Genomic DNA, 16750 nt, shown 5'->3' with positions numbered 1-16750 from the left:
CGGATAGTTGGTGTCAACCAATCGTCTCGTCGGGGGTTCGTCATGGGAACTGTCACGTCCGCGATCGTCGTCGGCGGCGGCATCGCCGGCCCGGTCGCCGCGCTCGCCCTGCGGAAGGCCGGCATCGCCGCCACCGTGTACGAGGGGCACGACGGCTTCGCCGACGGTGTCGGCGGGGCGCTGAGCATCGCGCCGAACGGGCGCACCGCCCTCGCCGCCGTCGACGCCGACCACGTCGTGGAGCGGGTCGGCACACCGATGTCCGGGATGGTCATGCAGAGCTGGACCGGCAAGCGGCTCGCCGAGTTCGGCTCGTTCGACGACCTGCCGCCGATGCAGCTGGTCTGGCGGCACGAGCTCTACCGCGCCCTCTACGACGAGGCCGTCGCCCGCGGCGTCCGCATCGTGCACGGCAAGCGCCTGGTCTCGGTGCGCGGCGGCGTCGCCGGCTTCGCCGACGGCAGCACCGCCGAGGCCGACGTCGTCATCGGCGCCGACGGGATCCGCTCCACCGTGCGCCGGCTCATCGACCCGTCCGCACCCTCGCCCCGCTACGTCGGGCTGCTCGGCTTCGGCGCCCGCTGCGGCCCGGCCGGGGTGGCCCCGACCGGCGACAAGATGCACCTGGTCTTCGGCCGGCGCGCGTTCTTCGGCTACCAGGTGACCGCCGGTGGGGACAGCGGCTGGTTCGTCAACCTGCCGTCGAAGGATCCGTCGTACGGTGCGACCTTCAGCCGTGAGGAGTGGCTGCCGATCCTCGCGGACGCGTTCGCCGGCGACCGGATCCCCGCCGTGGCGCTGATCCGCGGCACCGACCCGGCCGCTCTCGTCGTCACCGGCGGCCTGGAGGACATCCCGTCGGTGCCGGTGTGGCACCGCGACCGGGCCGTCCTCATCGGCGACGCCGCGCACCCCACCTCGCCCAGCTCCGGGCAGGGCGCGTCCCTCGCCATCGAGAGCGCCGTGCAGCTCGCCCGCTGCCTGCGCGACCTTCCCGTGCCGGCGGCGTTCACGGCGTACGAGCGACTGCGGCGCGCCCGGGTCGAGCGGGTGATCGCGACCGCGGCCAGCACGAACAGCGACAAGGCCGCCGGTCCGGTCGCGCGGGTCCTGCGCGACCTGCTGATGCCGCCGATGATGCGCCTGTTCGCCAACCCCGCGAAGTGGCGGTGGCAGTTCGACCACCCGATCGACTTCGCGGCGCCGGTCGCGGCCGAAGCGGCGCTCAGCCCTTCGGGAAGGGGATGACCGTCGTGGCGCCGGTGCCGAGGCGCTGCACCACGAGGGTGGCGGTCTCGGGGGTGAGGTTGCGGGCGTCGGCGACGTTCCAGCCCTCGCCGGCCGCGTAGGTGGCGCCCTGCCAGGTCGGGTGGACGACGGGGATGAGCGCCTTCATCACCGACTCGAACGCCTGCGCGTCGCTCGCCCGGTCGAACGTGGTGATCGTGACGACGGTGCCCTCCAGGGAGCAGGTGCCCTGGTCGTGGAAGCGGTACACCGACTCGTCGTGGGTGGTCGCCTGGGTGTAGTTGTCGCAGCCGAGGTCGGCGGCGACCTTGGCGGCGGGCTCCCCCAGGTACGCGGGCTTCGTCAGCATGTCGACGACCCGCGGGGCCTGCCAGCCGATGACGCCGGCCGCGACGGCGAGCAGGGCCGCACCGGCGGCGAGCTTCGGGTTGCGACGCGGCTTCGTCTCCTCAGCCGTCGCCGTCGCCGGCTCCTCGGAGATCTCCAGGGACGCTACCAACGCGGGCCTCCTGCGGTACAAGCGCTGAATTTTGCTGACATGTCGAATTTAGGTGCAATCGGGGTGCGGATCTGTCCCCCGGGCAGCCAGAAAGGCCGGCGCTGGGGGCACCGGCCTTCCTGGGTGTTGCCGTGGTGACTACATGGACCCTGCCGCGACGAACGTGTAGCCCGCCGCCTGGATGCCCGTGACGGTCTCCTGCAGGTAGCTCAGCGGCACGTACGGGTGGAAGAAGAAGCTCGCCACACCGTCCCGCACGACCGTGTTCAGCTGCGCGGACTTCACGATGTCCGCCGACAGGTGGGCCGGGTGGTTGTTGAACGGCTCCAGCTCGATGTTGCCGATGTTCTCCGGCACCGTCAGCACCCCGTAGATGTCGCGCACCGTGTACGGGAAGAACTGGCCGAAGATGCGGCTGTTGTCCAGCGCCCCGCCGCGCAGCGCGCCGGAGGTGTACAGACCGCGGTCGTACCGCGTCTTGAACGTCGCCGCGACCGCCCTGTTGGACGCGTCGGAGCCGGCGTAGTGCGGGAACTCGAAGATGGTCGGCGCGGCCAGGCCGGCCGCCTTGAACGCCGCGAACGCGCCGTCGATGCGGCCCTGCGCCCAGGCCTGCGAGTCCGCCGGCACCGGGCCGTCGTAGATCACGTAGTTGGTGACCGGGTCGACGTGCGCGGTGTAGAACTCGAAGTCGTCCGCGCTGGCGCCGTTGTACGGGTTGATCATGCTCTCGTACTGGTGCGTATAGCCGTGCATCAGCAGCGTGCCGCCGTGCGACTGCATGTACTTGAGCTCGGCGACGACCTGGGGCCGGTCGGCGAGGGTGTAGTCCTCGGCCGTGCCGCCCGTGCCGGAGCCCAGCGGGTCACGGTAGCGGGAGTAGACGGCCACCGAGAACGGGATGTTCTTGCCGTACAGGTAGTTGGTGATCGCCCGCAGCTCGCTCGGCTCCGCGTCCGGGCCGACGTCCTCGATGCGCACCAGGGCGCGGTGCCGCTCCGCGGTCGACGGCGCGAGCACGTCGAACAGGAAGTCGGAGAAGGCGACGTACCGGTCGTCGGCGCTGATGTACGAGAACGGGATCTCGCCGAGGTAGGTGAAGTTGCCGGACCGCACGCCCCACGGCAGCGTCGTGCCGTCGGCGCGGACCGCGGTCGCGACCGGCGTCGCCTTGGTGGCGTCGCTGATCGTGGTGTTCATGATGCCGGCGCCGTTCTGCGGGTCCCGGGTGAACGTCTTCGCCTTGTAGTTCACCGTCGACACCGAAGACACGTCGAAGCCGGTCCACGTGAAGCCACGGTTGGCCACGAAGTTCGGGTCGCGGGCCGTCAGCTGCCAGATGTTGTCGTAGATCCACACGACCGGCTTGGTGGTCGCGGTCACGTCGTCGAGGAACGCGAGCGGCAGCGGCTCGTCGTACGTGCTGCCCAGGTACACCACGGCCTGGAACTGCTCCAGCTCACCGGCGGCGTAGCTGGTCACCGGCTGCGCGGTCCAGTCGCCGAAGTGGGAGCTGAGGTTCGCGGCGGCGGTCGCGTACAGCTCGCCGAGGAAGCCGTACGGGCCGGTGGTGTCGTACAGCACCAGCGTCTTGCCGGTCGAGCCGGGGATGCCGGCGCCGTTGACGCCGTTCGCGACCGGCGTGGCCGGGGTCGTCACGACCGTGCTCGGCGACGCCGGGGACGTGTTGCCCGCCGCGTCTTCAGCGGTGATTTTCAATGAGTACGCGGTCATCGGCGACAGGCCGGTCAGCGTGGCGCTGTTGACGGTGCTGGTCACGACCTCCGGGCCGCCGGTGACCGTGTACTTGGTGACGCCCACGTTGTCGGTCGACGCGGGCCATGTCAGCGTCACGCCGGTCGACGTGAGCGCGCTCGCGACCGGGGCGCCCGGGGCGGTCGGCGCGGCCGTGTCCGGCGTCGGCGGCGGCGTCAGGGTCGTGAACGCCACCGGTGCCGACGCCGCTGACACGTTCCCGGCGGCGTCGAGCGCCTTGACGGTCACGCTGTGCGCGGTGCCCGGCTCCAGGCCGGCGAGCGCCGTGGAGGTGCCGGTGACGGTCGCCTTCAGGGTGCCGTTGTCGAACACCTGGTAGCCGGTCACGCCGACGGCGTCCGTGGAGGCGCCCCAGCTGACGGTCGCGCCCGTCGTGGTGACGTCCGCGACGCTCGGCGCGCCCGGCACGCTCGGCGCCGTCCTGTCCGTGACCCCGGTGGTGAACGACCACGTGTAGGTCGACGTGCTGACCTTCACCGTCATCGTGTACTTCGTCTGCTCGGCGAGCGCGGCGCGCGGGGTGAACGTGAACGTGTGCGTCGGCGCGTCGTACGCGTAGTAGCTCGCGACCGATGCGCCGCCGCTGGTCTTGACGAACGAGTACCGCATCGCCGTCGGGTCGACCGCGTCGCCGTAGCTGATCGTCGGGCGGACGCCGACGGCGACGCCGGTCGTCCCGTTCTTCGGCGTGACCCCGCTGACCGCCGGCCCCGCGGCGTGGGCCGCCGTGCTCAGGCCACCGGCGGCGATGGAGCCGACGATCGTCGACGCCACCAGCTTCACCACAGTGCGCACAGGTGCTCGCTTTCGCTTGGGTTTCGTGTGTACGGCTTGGGCTTTGTGCGTGTGGGCCCCAGCGTCTTCACCGGGGCCCACACCGTGGTCCGTGCTCTTTGCTCTTGGCGGTTAAGCCTTGGCGGTTAAGCCTTGGCGGTTAAGCCTTGGCGATTCAGCCGAAGCTGACGCAGGTGACCAGCGCGCTCACGGAGTTGGAGCTGCCGCTGTGCGTGAAGGTGAACTGCCAGGTCTTGCCGTCCGTCGACTGCTTGCTGCTGGACTGCGTCACGTTGCCCGAGCCGGTCTCGCTCCACGTGCCGACCATCGCGATGCCCGCGTTGTCGCACGTGACGTTCAGGACGTTGTTCGTCGACGTGCCGCTGCCGATGTTGAGCGTGCCGGGCTTCGTCGAGGACGTCGCCGTGGGCGCCGCGCCCTTGATGTTGCCGCTCGGCGTCCAGGTGGTCGCGGCGGTCTTCTTGTAGAGGTTGTACGTCGCGGTGTCGAGGTACATGTCGCCGACCGCGCCGTTCGCACCCGCCGGGGCACCCGTGCCGGTCAGCCAGACCGAGCCGTTCGCGCCGGCCGCACCCGCAGGCCCCTGTGCACCGGTGGCACCCGTGGCACCGGTCGCGCCGGCCGCACCCGCGGCGCCCTGGGCGCCGGTCGCACCCGCGGCACCGGCGGCGCCGTCCTTGCCCTTGAGGGAGGCCAGCCACTCCTCCGGCGTGCCGGTGAACGCGTTCATGTCGACCGCGAGCTGGTACGCGTCCTTGCCGTCGACACCGTTCACACCCACCAGCGAGGCGAGCCACTCCTGCACCGTGCCGATGGTGGGGTCGTTGGCGAGGGCCAGGTCGTACGCGCTCAGGCCGGGCATGCCCTGGATGCCCTGAAGACCCTGGATGCCCTGCTCGCCCTTCTCACCCTGCGCGCCGGCCGCACCGGCGGCGCCGGTCTCGCCCTTCTCACCCTGCTCGCCCTTGGGACCCGGGTCGCCGTCCTTGCCGTTGATGCCGGGGATGCCCTGGAGACCCTGGGCGCCGGTCTCGCCCTTCTCGCCCTGGGCACCGGTCGCACCGGTCGCACCGGTCTCGCCCTTCTCCCCCTGAGCACCCTGAGCACCCTGAGCACCCTGGGCGCCGGTCGCACCGGTTTCGCCCTTCTCACCCTGAGCACCGGTTGCGCCAGTCTCGCCCTTCTCACCCTGCGCGCCCTGGGCACCGGTCGCACCGGTCTCGCCCTGAGCACCCTGGGCACCGGTCGCACCGGTTTCACCCTTCTCGCCCTGAGCACCCTGAGCACCCTGAGCACCCTGAGCACCCTGGGCACCGGTGGCACCGGTCTCGCCCTTCTCACCCTGGGCTCCCTGTGCTCCCTGGGCGCCAGTCTCGCCCTGAGCACCCTGCGCGCCGGTCTCACCCTTCTCGCCCTGAGCACCCTGAGCACCCTGGGCGCCCTGAGCGCCCTGAGCGCCCGCCTCGCCCTTCTCGCCCTGAGCACCCTGAGCGCCCTGCGCACCCTGGGCACCGGTGGCGCCAGTGGCACCGTTCTCGCCCTTGGCGCCCTGAGCGCCGGTCGCGCCGGCCGCACCCGTCTCGCCCTTGGCACCCTGTGCGCCAGTCGCGCCGGCCGCCCCCTGGGCGCCAGTCGCGCCAGTGGCACCCGTCGCACCTGTGGCACCCTTCGCGCCGGTGGCGCCCGTCGCGCCCGTCGCACCCTTCGCGCCGGTGGCACCGGTCGCGCCGGTAGCACCCTTCGGGCCGGTGGCGCCGGTCGCGCCGACGGCGCCGGTGGCACCCGTCGCGCCGGTAGCACCCTTGGGCCCGGTCTGGTTCCACTGCACCATCTGCTCGCTGCTCCGGCACCGCGAGCCGGCCTGGTAGTCGATGACACGCAGCGCGCTGGTGTTCTTGTCCCGGCACCCGGTGATGACACCGGTGTTGCTGGCCGGCACAGCACCGTAAGCGGCAGCGCCGACACCGACGAGCACAGCCGCGGCGGTCGCACCGATGGCGGCGATCTTCTGCTTCTTCGAGCGGAACACGCAGTTCTCCTAATCTGGGGGCGGTACGTTTATCGGTGACGACTTGCTTCGCTATTTACTGGTGACGACGACGCGCTCGGACGGCTTCAGCAGTTCCGGTTTCGGCGGCGGCTGCAACTCGCTCCGACTAGCGGGCCGGGAAACAACACCGGCATCCGCCGCCGGCGTCTGATGCGCCGCCGCCAGGTAGATCACGGCCCCCAGCGCCACCGCGGCAACAGCGGCCCCGAAGCCCATCACAGCTTTCTTCAGCACGGAAAACCCCCGCTCCCGCCGCAGCACGGCACGCTTGAGAAACCCTCGAATCACCGAGGGCAAGAATGTGGAACGCGTTTTACGTCAGCGATTCACTGCTGCTCATGAGGGCGCAAAAATACGCACACCGGTTCCCCCGCGAATACTCACCTGAACACGGGCCCGGTTTCGCCACTCGCTCCCCACCGGACCAAACTGGCGACCAAAGACGCCCGGCGGATCACTGCTTCCCGCCAGCCTGTGCGGCTGGTCCACTTAAGGTAGCCGCCCGGGTGCGACGAGGTTGTCAGCAACCGAGTGGCACCCCACCACCCCAGTCAGATGACAACCCCTCCCCCACCGCGCAAACCCAACCACAGAGAGTGACACCACCCAGCCAAACCTTCACAAAACGGCCCACAGCACCCCCCACCCAACACTCACCGCCACCACAGCACCGCAGCACATCCCGCACCGACCGCCGCGACGACATCCAGCCCGGCGCGGCTTCGTCAACCACCACCAGCAACATCGGCCCTCACCACGCCCTCAATACCAACGCCACCGACAACCCCCACCACGCCCTCAATACCGACGCCACCGACAACCCCCACCACGCCCTCAATACCGACGCCACCGACAACCCCCACCACCACCCGCCTCGAACACCGCCCCTGCCGCACAGCAACTTCACCCGCACCGGCGCACAACGACAAGAGCCGCCCAGCACCGACACCGCCCTTCCCACCACCGCCTCGATCGCAGGACAGTCCTGGCCGCCACCACGACCAACCCCATCCTTCGATCACCACACCGCCCGACCCCGCTCCGACAACCCACGAGCGCCAGACACGACAGCGTTCGCCCACCTCAGATACCTCAGCCCCAGCCGGCCTCACCCGGTCAGGTCGGGGGCGCAGGACGACGGCGCGCAGGACGACGGCGCGGAGCTCGGCACCAGACCCTTCAGCGTTCGCCACCCCAGAAGCACCGAACCACGGGATTGCCAGCACCCCGGCCGCCGCCCCCGCCCCGCAAGACCGCAACGCCACCGCAGCGCAACACAATTCCAGCCCGTTCACACGCCTGCCGTTCCCCACACCACCGCACCAATTCACCACCGCAGGCCCACACCACCGCGAGCCCACACCACCGCGAGGCGACACCATCGCAGGCCCACACCACCGCAGGCCCACACCACCGCAGGCCTACATCACCGCAGGCCTACATCGCCGCGGGCCAACACCACCACACCCGCCTCCACCCCGACCACCACCACTACCGCCGACCACCACCACAGCTCGCACCACCCACGAAGAACCCGCACCACCAAACCCGATCCACCGGCAGCACGACCTTCGCGACGAGTTCGGGTTCGTCGCCGACCGCGGCGTCGGGGAGGACCTTCAGCGCCGCCGGCATCCTGACACCGCGGTGCCACCGCCATCCGACCCCAACACGGACACTGCCGCGGCCCCGCCTGCTGGCCAACACAGCCCGTCGTCCACCGCTCGGGGTGCGGCACCCGTCAGCGATGGAGCCGTCGCAGGACAGGTATCGGTGCCGAGGTATCAGGCGGCGTCGTGGCGCAGCGGCTGCGCGGCCTCCTCCTGTAACAGCGCGAGGCGGGTCGAGCCGAGGGCTACCGCGGCCACGGCGAGGCGCCAGACGACGATGCCGAACTCGGTCGTCGTGATGTGGCCGGTGCCGAACCGCCCGTTGACGCCCTCCAGGCCGGGGAAGCTGACGACCAGCATGATCACGGCAGCGGCGGCCGTCGCCGGGGGTAACCACCGTCGGCGAGTCCGTTCGAACGCCACCCACGCCGCGAGCGCGAGCACCACCGTGCCCGCGATGAGAATCATCGCCACGGTCAGCGACACGGGGCGGTGCCCGTCCAGGCGGCTCGCGCCGTAGATGCCCCAGCCGGTCCACTCGACACCGCCGCGCATCAACAGGACCTCGCCGGTCTCAGCGACGCCCGTGTTGTCCTCGCTGGCCCACGGCATGCTCATGGCGAGCACCGCGGCCAGGGCGCCGACGAGCGCCATGACCCGGGCCCCCATGCCTGCCGCCGTGAACTCAGCGCGCTGTGGTGCCGTCATGGTCGTAGACCGTAGTGGATGCACTGGCTCACGTCAGCGCCTGCGCTTCGCGCTCAGCTGACGGTAGCCGGGATGTACACCGGGAGTGAGACCCTGCTGGTCGGCGATGCGCTGCAGTAACCCGGCGAGCTGCGCCCGCTCGTCAGGGTCGAGTGCGGCACAGAGATCCTCGTCGTGCGCGCGGGCGAGCTGTCGCATCTCCATGAGCACCTGCCGGCCGTCGTCGGTGAGGTGCAGCGCGTGATGCCGCCGGTCGCTCACGCCGGGCCGCCGCTCGACGAGCCCCTTGTGGTCGAGCGTGTCGAGGATCGCCACCACGCGGCTCGGCACCACACCCATGTCGGCCGCCACCGACTGCTGACTCCGCCCCGGCTCCCCGGCGATCATGCGCAACAGCCCGACCTCGGGCGGCGTCAGCCCCAGCGCTTCGACACGCTCGGCGAACCTGCCGGCGGCGTGCGCACCGACCTGCGCGACGAGAAACGCCGCACCCTGCGGGGGTTGCCCAGGACTAGTCACAGCGCTAGTGTACTGAATAATTCACTCAACTGAACCATTCATCTCGTGAAGGGATCACATCATGGCCACGCCTGCTGTCCAGGCTGCCGCCGGGCCGGTTTCCCGGCCTGACCAAGGCGGCCCACCGCTCGGCGTTCTCGGCGTCGTCGTCACCGCCCTGTTCATCGCCGGCCTGGTGCTCGGCACCGTGCTGGCCGACGGGACCCCGTTCCCGTCACCGTTCGGCGACGCGGCGCAGATCGTCGCGTATTTCCAGGACCACGAGCTCGCTGTGCGTGTCGGCGGCACGCTCCAGTTCGCCGCCGCCATCCCCCTCGCCATCTACGCGGCGACCGCCTCGGCCCGCCTGCACCGCCTCGGCATCCGCGCCCCGGGCGCCACCATCGCGCTCGCCGGCGGCCTGCTCGCCGCCGCCTTCATGGCCTTCTCCGGCCTCGTCAGCTGGACCCTCTCCCAGCCGGCCGCGACCACCGACCCCGAGGTCATCCGCCTCCTGCAGCTGCTCGCCTTCGCCACCGGCGGCCCCGGCCACGTGGTGCCGCTGGGCCTGCTGCTCGCCGGGATCGCGGTCCCGGGCCTCCTCGCGGGCCTGCTGCCCCGCTGGCTCGCCTGGGCCGGCCTGACCATCGCCGCCGTCGCCGAGCTCGCCACACTGGGCCTCTTACTCGAGCCCGCCACGTACCTGCTGCCGGTCGCAAGGTTCACCGCCCTCGCCTGGCTGATCACCGCGGGCTTCAAGCTCCCGCTCCACCGCCGCTCCGGCACCACCACGTGACAACCGACGGTCCACCCCGGCGCCTCACCGCGTCCAAGCGCGCCGACCGAAGCCGATCGTCACACCGGGGCATGCTCGCGCGGCACCGGCCGGCATGCGCCTCGCGACGAGCCATCCAAGCGCACTGACCGAAGCCGATCGTCACCCCCGGGGAGCACTCACGCGGTGCCGGGCCAACATGCACCTCACGACCGCGGGCTTCAAGCTCCCGCTCCACCGCCACTCCAGCACCACCACGTGACAACCGACGATCCGCCCCGGCGCCTCACCGCATCCGAGCGCGACGACCGAAGCCGGTCGTCACGCCGGGCATGCTCACACGGTGCCGGGCCAACATGCACCTCACGACGAGCCAGCCGAGCGCACTGACCGAGTCGATCGTCACGCCGGGGAACGCTCGCGCGGTGCTGGGCAGCATGCGTCTCGCGGCAGGCCGGGGACTCGTGGAGATGTACAGGGGATCCGTGGAGATGTACCAGTGCTTCGTCACCGACCGGTGGCGGGGACGGAGATGTACACGCAGGCGGTGGACTCCTCGTGCAGGTGTTCCACCCCCAACGAGCTGCAGGGCGTTCTCCTCCGGCAGCCTCGGGTTGATGAGCAACGGCTGTGTCCGCATGGAGGTCTGGAACGCGATCGGCAACGCTGCGACCACGGTCCGGATCGACGTGCCCGCCGCCAAACAGCAGCCAGTCGACGCTGTGGATCCGTACACCGGGTGAGTTCGTCCTGAGGTGAGTTCGGCTGCGTGGCTGGCCAGAAACGAGTCAGTGCCGGCCCGCCATGTCTCAGGCTGACCGGCACCGCTGCTGGGGGTTCACGCATCTGCAGTTGTTGTCGTTGCTGTTGCTGCCGTTGCTGTTGTTCAGGAGGCGGCGATCCCGGCCGGGCCGTCCTGGACCACGGTCGCCTGGGCGAACGCCGAGTCCAGCTGGGCACGCAGCGCTTCGAGCTGGTGGAACTCGCTCGAGGACGCCGACTCCGAACCCTCGGCGGCGAACACGTGGTCCGTCTCGACCGACGAGTGGTCGTAGGAGGTGAAGTCCGACTCCTCGTACCGCGCACCGCTCGGGTCCGTGTACGACACCTGGTGACCCTGATCGAACGACGTCGACTCAGCCGCCGCGTGGTCCTGCTCGTACACCCCGAACTGCGAGTCATAGCTGCTCTCACTCGCGTCGACCTGGTGCAGCTGGTCCAACGCCTCGTGCTGCTCGCCCGTCTCGATCTCGCCGTACTCGCTCATCTCAAATCCCTTTATGTATGTCGGTGGTTCGCGAAGTGTTCCTTGCGATGCACCAAACATTACGGAGCCGCTGACCTCGCCGAATCACGGAAACGTGCCAGCGCCGCCGGGCCCGGGTCAGTGGGATTCGCGGCTGACCTGGGGGCCGGAAGAGCCGAGCAGGAACGAGCAGTCGGCGCCCGTGTCCGCGCCGAGGACGGTGTCGACGTAGAGGCGTTCCCAGCCGCGAGTGGGGCGAGCCAGGGCGTCGAGGAGCGCCTGGGACGGCGGGCGGGCGTCGAGCTCGGCCTGGGGCACGTCGACGGTGAGTGTGCGGCCGGGGACGTCCAGGACGATCATGTCGCCGGTGCGGATGCGGTTGAGGGGGCCGCCGGCCGCGGCCTCGGGGGCGACGTGGAGGACGACGGTGCCGTACGCGGTGCCGCTCATCCGGCCGTCGCAGATGCGGACCATGTCGCGGACGCCGGCGCGCAGGAGCTTCTCGGGCAGCGGCATGTTGGACACCTCCGGCATGCCCGGGTAGCCCTTCGGGCCGCAGCCACGCAGTACAAGAACAGTCGACGCATCCACGTCCAGCAGCGGGTCGTCGATGCGGGCGTGGAAGTCCTCGATGGAGTCGAAGACGAGCGCCGGGCCGCGGTGCTGGAGCAGGGCGGGCGTCGCGGCGGCGGGCTTGATGATCGCGCCGGCGGGGGCCAGGTTGCCGCGCAGCACAGCGATCCCGGCGGCAGGCAGTACAGGATCCGCTCGCGGCCGGATGACCGAGTTGTCCCAGATGGACGCGCCCTCCAGCGACGACACGAACGGCGCGCCGGTGACGGAGAGCGCAGCGGGCGACAGCAGGTCCGGCACCTCGGACAGGACCGCGGCGAGGCCGCCGGCCCGATGGAGGTCCTCCATGAGGAACCGCCCCGCCGGCTGCAGGTCCACCAGCAGCGGCACGCCGGCGCCGATGCGGTCGAAGTCGTCGAGGCACAGCGGTACACCCAGACGACCGGCGATCGCGAGCAGATGCACCACGGCGTTGGTGGACCCGCCCGTCGCCGCGAGCGTGACGATCGCGTTGTGGAAGGACTCGGCGGTCATGACGGTCGACGGGCGGCGCTCGGCGTGCACGAGGTCGACGGCGAGCCGCCCCGACGCGTGCGCGTGGGCGAGCAGCCGGCTGTCGGCGGCGGGGATGCCGGCGGTGCCGGGCAGTGTCATGCCGAGCGCCTCGGCGAGCAGGCCCATGGTCGACGCTGTGCCCATCGTGTTGCAGTGCCCGCGGCTGCGGATCATCGACGACTCGGAGTCCAGGAAGCCTTGCGAGGTGAGTGTCCCCGCCCGTACCTCCTCCGACAACCGCCAGACATCGGTGCCGCAGCCGAGCGGCGTGCCCCGGAAGGTGCCGGTGAGCATCGGGCCGCCGGGGACGACCAGGGCCGGCAGGTCGACCGACGCGGCCGCCATGAGCAGCGCCGGGATCGTCTTGTCGCAGCCGCCGAGGAGGACCACGCCGTCGATGGGGTTGGCGCGCAGCATCTCCTCGATCGCCATCGCCGCCATGTTGCGCCACAGCATCGCGGTCGGGCGGACCTGGGTCTCGCCGAGGGAGACGACGGGCAGGTTGTGCGGGACGCCGCCGGCCTCCCAGACGCCGCGGGCGACGTGCTCGGCGACCTCGTCGAGGTGGCGGTTGCACGGCGTCAGGTCGGAGGCGGTGTTGGCGATCGCGATCTGGGGCCGGCTGCCGTCGAGCGCGTCGGCTGGCAGGCCGCGCCGCATCCAGGCGCGGTGGATGTACGCGTTGCGGTCGTCGCCGGCGTACCAGTCGGCGCTGCGCAGTCGTGTCATGGCACCTGCTTCGGCGGAAGATGGGGAACGTGCGCGCATTCGTCATCATCGGTCCCGGCCGGGCCGAGGTCCAGGACGTCCCGGAGCCGGTCGCCGGGGCGGGACAGGTCGTCGTCGACGTGGAGCGCGCCGGCGTGTGCGGCACCGACGTCGAGTTCTTCACCGGCGAGATGTCGTACCTGCACGACGGCCAGGCCGAATACCCCATCCGGATCGGGCACGAGTGGTCCGGCGTGGTCCGCGAGGCCGGCCCCGGCGTCGACGCGGCCTGGGTCGGCCGGCGCGTCACGGGAGACACCATGCTCGGTTGTGGCGGCTGCTTCAGGTGTACGAGCGGGCGCCAGCATCTCTGCGCGCACAGGCACGAGATCGGCATCCGCCACGGGTGGCCCGGTGCTCTCGCCGAGCGGCTCCTCGTCCCGGCCCGGGCGCTGCAGGCGCTGCCGCCGCAGGTCGGGCCGACGCTCGGCGCGCTCGTCGAGCCCGGCGGCAACGCCCTGCGCGCGGTCCGCGGCGCCGGCGTCCGGGCCGGCGAGCGGCTGCTCGTCCTCGGGCCCGGCACCATCGGGCTGCTCGTCGCGCAGATCGCCGCCGCGCAGGGCGTCGAGGTGCACCTGCTGGGCGTGACGGCCGCGTCGGTCGAGTTCGCCCGCGGGCTCGGCTGCGGCGCGGTGTGGACCGCCGCCACGCTGCCGGCGCTGCGCTGGGACGCGGTCGTCGACGCCTCCAACGCGGCGACGTCGCCGGCGGCCGCGCTCGACCTCGTGGAGCCGGGCGGCCGGGTCGTGTACATCGGGCTGTCCGGCACACCGAGCCTGCTCGACTCGCGGACCCTCGCGTTGAAGGACGTGACCGCGGTCGGCGTGCTCAGCGCGTCCGGCGGGCTGGCCGGCACCGTCGAGCTGTACGCCTCCGGGGCCGTCGACCCGCGCCCCCTGGTCGCGGCGACGATCGGCCTGTCGGAGGCGGCGGCCGCCCTGTCCCCCGCCCGGCCGGCCGCGTGGGGCGCCGCCCCGAAGGTCCACATCGACCCTTCCCTGTGACGCGTCGTCCACAAGCACCCCGTTGTCCACAGGGCACACCGGCCAGGGCAGCATCGGGCGGCGGGGAACCGCTAACCTGTGGCACGTGCGGCAACTTCGACGGATCGGCGTTCGGGCGGTCGCCGGGCTGCTCGCGACCTGTGCGCTGGTCGTGACCCCGGTCCCGTTCGCGGCGCCCCAGATGGCCGTCGCGGCGCCGTCTGCGTGCGGGGCGACGTTCCCCAACAAGCTCACCGAGACCCCGTGGCCCCTCAAGCGCCTGCACCCCGAGCTGGCCTGGCCGATGACGAAGGGTGAGGGGGTCATCGTCGCCGTCATCGACTCCGGCGTGTCGACCACGCACCCGTCGCTGAAGGACCAGGTCCTGCCCGGCAAGGACTACGTGCAGCCCGGCGGGGTCGGCGACTGCGACCAGGCCGCGCACGGCACGTTCGTGGCGGGGATCATCGCCGGGCTCCGCTTGCCCGGCAACGGGTTCTACGGTGTCGCGCCCGCCTCGAAGATCCTGCCGATCCGCGTCCTGGAGGACGACCGGAAGAGCTTCGACCAGGAGCTGCCCAACACCATCGCCGACGCCATCGACTATGCCGTCGACCACGGCGCCGGCGTGATCAACCTGTCGCTGGTGACGCAGCCGACGCCGAAGCTCGCCGCGTCCGTCGCCCGCGCCCTGAGCCGCAACGTCATCGTGGTCGCCGCCGCCGGCAACGACGGCGCCAACACCAACGCCAACCAGCCGGCGTATCCGGCGGCATATGACGGCGTGATCGCGGTCGCCGGCGTCGACGAGCAGGACAAGCACGTGTCCACGTCCACGTCCGGTGACTACGTCGACGTCGCCGCGCCCGGCGTGAACATCGAAGGCCCGGCACCGCAGGGCGGCGGGTTCGGCATGCGGACCGGCGGCGGGACGAGCTTCGCCGCACCGTATGTCGCCGGCACCGCGGCCCTCCTGCGCGCCTACTACCCCGAGATGACTCCGCAGCAGATCGCGGACCGGATCACCGCCACCGCCGACCAGCCGCCCGGCGGCCGCGACCCGCAGGTCGGGTTCGGCACCGTGAACCCGTACCGTGCCGTCGCCGCCCTCCTCGACGGCGCCGCCCCACCCGAGACCACCCGTCAGGGCGGCGCCGGCCTCGGCCCCGAGAGCGCCCGGTCGGCCGCGGAGTCGTCGCTGCCGGCGATCTGGGTCGCGTTCGCCGCGGTGGTCACGACCGCGCTGATCTGGTCCGGCCTGCTCGTGCAACGCGCCCGCCGCAGGCTCCACGGCGCCCCCGCGGCAGCGGCCGGTCATCAGGAGCCCCGCCGCGCCGGACAGGACCGGTTCGAGCCGACGATCGGCCCGATGAACGTCCGCCCCCCGACCGTCCACCGCACCCAATCCTCCCGCGGCCTGGCCAACGCCTCCCGCTCCCTGAGCATGCCAACCTCCTCCAGCGGCGGCCGCTGACCCTCCCCCACCGGACACCCACAACCCCCTCGCCACCGTTCGTGCGGCGCCCGTACGACCCGTCGCCACCCACACGCCCGTCGGTTCATGTCCGCTGGTACAGGTCCGGGTCGCCCGACCCCGCGTGAGGGCATGAGCTACGTCCGGCCGCGATCGACGTGCCACCCACTCAAGCAGCATTCCCGTGCCCGCGTTGGTCTTCAGACATCGGCACGAGACCCGGCCGCTGCCGCCCAGGCCACGATCGCCGCCCCACCCACCTGCAAACTTGGCGTTGTCGGCCGCCCGGTGCACCGTTGTCTTGTCGGCCTGCGCAGGGTCTGCGGTCAGCCGGGTATCGGCCACGCGTGTGGTCGTTGGTGGTGTGGAGGCCGTACCACCACGTCGCTAGCCCGAAGCGAGCGCCTTCTCGGCATGCGTGACGAGGTCGGCCTCGGTGATGGCCGGATCGAACTTGGCCGCGTCGTGCAGTTCCAGGAACGCGACCAGTGCGGTGGAGCGCGGTGACGCCTTCGACCGCCGGTTCCACGGCGTCGGGATCTCGTAACTGGCGGCGAACCCTTCCGACCACGCCGTGCGAATGCGGTCATCGGTCCAGGACGAGCGTTCGAACGCGACACCGGCGCCGAGACCCAACTCACCGACCATCGCGCGGTACCGGTGCTCCAGCAGCATGTTCTCGTTACGGAGCACCGCCTCGATACGTTCCGCCGTGGTGGTGCGGCCGGCCGCCGCGGACCACGCGGCCAGATCGACGGCGAGCCGGTGGTGATCGGCCGGCGGCTGCTCGGGGCCGGGCGACCGCAGGGTGTTGAAGATCTCGTGGTCGAAGCCGCAGTCCTGCCGCCCTTCGTCGACCAGATGCGCGGTCCACGAAGGGCCGCCGGGGACATCGGCCGCCATCTGCGCACAGGCGGTGTCGGAGATCCAGGCGGCCAGGACCGGCGCACCGGTCGCGGCGGCGATCGGCCCTGGACCGGCCCCGACGGTGGGCCACTGGTGGGGCCAGACGGTCATCTCGGCCATCTGCCAGCCGTCCCCGAACAGCACGAGATTGAAGCAGCCCGTGCCGAACGCGCTACAAACCTCCGGCAGCAACGGCAACGGGGTCGTGGACCTGGCGACGACGATCGAGTGGTGGGTGCTCACGAGCGGAGCATAGGTGTCACGCCCGAACGTGGGCGGCGGGTGG

Annotated in this window: 15 protein-coding genes; 5 read left to right on the top strand and 10 right to left on the bottom strand. The window is 71.4% G+C overall.

All coding sequences use genetic code 11. The features are described from left to right. Positions 1-42: 42 nt before the first annotated feature. Positions 43-1248, top strand: coding sequence for an FAD-dependent oxidoreductase (locus ABD332_RS23445; RefSeq protein WP_344504201.1), 1206 nt, complete (start codon positions 43-45; stop codon positions 1246-1248). Here the strand turns inward: ABD332_RS23445 and ABD332_RS23440 are convergent. The 7 genes from ABD332_RS23440 to ABD332_RS23410 all read right to left on the bottom strand — a co-directional run bounded on the left by ABD332_RS23440 (position 1226) and on the right by ABD332_RS23410 (position 9205). Further along, positions 1226-1747, bottom strand: a complete 522-nt coding sequence (locus ABD332_RS23440; RefSeq protein WP_344504200.1) for a hypothetical protein — start codon at positions 1745-1747, stop codon at positions 1226-1228. The genes ABD332_RS23445 and ABD332_RS23440 overlap by 23 nt on opposite strands. 138 nt (positions 1748-1885) lie before the next feature. Beyond that, the gene (locus tag ABD332_RS23435) at positions 1886-4318 is read right to left on the bottom strand and encodes a DUF2334 domain-containing protein (protein ID WP_344504199.1); all 2433 of its coding nucleotides are present in this window, start codon (positions 4316-4318) and stop codon (positions 1886-1888) included. Between the two features lie 154 nt (positions 4319-4472). Next, positions 4473-6347: a collagen-like domain-containing protein gene (locus ABD332_RS23430; RefSeq protein WP_344504198.1), complete on the bottom strand. Its 1875-nt coding sequence runs from the start codon at positions 6345-6347 to the stop codon at positions 4473-4475. 51 nt (positions 6348-6398) lie between these two features. Then, the gene (locus ABD332_RS23425; RefSeq protein WP_344504197.1) at positions 6399-6656 is read right to left on the bottom strand and encodes a hypothetical protein; all 258 of its coding nucleotides are present in this window, start codon (positions 6654-6656) and stop codon (positions 6399-6401) included. A 1203-nt stretch (positions 6657-7859) separates the two neighbouring features. Next, complete coding sequence (locus tag ABD332_RS23420) at positions 7860-8003, bottom strand: hypothetical protein (RefSeq protein ID WP_344504196.1); 144 nt, start codon at positions 8001-8003, stop codon at positions 7860-7862. Between the two features lie 149 nt (positions 8004-8152). Beyond that, on the bottom strand, positions 8153-8686 hold the full coding sequence (locus ABD332_RS23415; protein WP_344504195.1) for a hypothetical protein: 534 nt from the start codon (positions 8684-8686) through the stop codon (positions 8153-8155). Positions 8687-8719: 33 nt separating this feature from the next. Continuing rightward, the gene (locus ABD332_RS23410) at positions 8720-9205 is read right to left on the bottom strand and encodes a MarR family winged helix-turn-helix transcriptional regulator (protein WP_344504194.1); all 486 of its coding nucleotides are present in this window, start codon (positions 9203-9205) and stop codon (positions 8720-8722) included. Between the two features lie 61 nt (positions 9206-9266). On the opposite strand from ABD332_RS23410, the gene ABD332_RS23405 reads away from it, so the two are divergent. Together ABD332_RS23405 and ABD332_RS23400 are read left to right on the top strand one after the other, a co-directional pair. Further along, positions 9267-9980, top strand: coding sequence for a DUF4386 domain-containing protein (locus ABD332_RS23405; protein ID WP_344504193.1), 714 nt, complete (start codon positions 9267-9269; stop codon positions 9978-9980). Between the two features lie 596 nt (positions 9981-10576). Further along, positions 10577-10702, top strand: a complete 126-nt coding sequence (locus ABD332_RS23400) for a hypothetical protein (RefSeq protein WP_344504192.1) — start codon at positions 10577-10579, stop codon at positions 10700-10702. A gap of 143 nt (positions 10703-10845) precedes the next feature. Here the strand turns inward: ABD332_RS23400 and ABD332_RS23395 are convergent, their stop codons facing one another. Continuing rightward, positions 10846-11226, bottom strand: coding sequence for a hypothetical protein (locus tag ABD332_RS23395; protein ID WP_344504191.1), 381 nt, complete (start codon positions 11224-11226; stop codon positions 10846-10848). Positions 11227-11343: 117 nt separating this feature from the next. Further along, positions 11344-13062, bottom strand: coding sequence for a dihydroxy-acid dehydratase (locus tag ABD332_RS23390; protein ID WP_344504190.1), 1719 nt, complete (start codon positions 13060-13062; stop codon positions 11344-11346). A gap of 29 nt (positions 13063-13091) precedes the next feature. On the opposite strand from ABD332_RS23390, the gene ABD332_RS23385 reads away from it, so the two are divergent. Further along, positions 13092-14105, top strand: coding sequence for a zinc-dependent alcohol dehydrogenase (locus ABD332_RS23385; RefSeq protein WP_344504189.1), 1014 nt, complete (start codon positions 13092-13094; stop codon positions 14103-14105). A gap of 85 nt (positions 14106-14190) precedes the next feature. After that, entirely contained in the window at positions 14191-15558 is a 1368-nt protein-coding gene (gene mycP, locus ABD332_RS23380) for a type VII secretion-associated serine protease mycosin (RefSeq protein ID WP_344504188.1), read from the top strand. A gap of 387 nt (positions 15559-15945) precedes the next feature. On the opposite strand, the gene ABD332_RS23375 is transcribed toward mycP, so the two are convergent. Then, on the bottom strand, positions 15946-16707 hold the full coding sequence (locus ABD332_RS23375) for a hypothetical protein (RefSeq protein WP_344504187.1): 762 nt from the start codon (positions 16705-16707) through the stop codon (positions 15946-15948). Positions 16708-16750 lie beyond the last annotated feature (43 nt).

This window comes from Dactylosporangium maewongense (genome assembly GCF_039531485.1).
Classification (GTDB): Bacteria; Actinomycetota; Actinomycetes; order Mycobacteriales; family Micromonosporaceae; genus Dactylosporangium; species Dactylosporangium maewongense.
The sequence above is the reverse complement of the archived record's forward strand: the minus strand, read 5'-3'. Positions and strand labels throughout refer to the sequence as shown.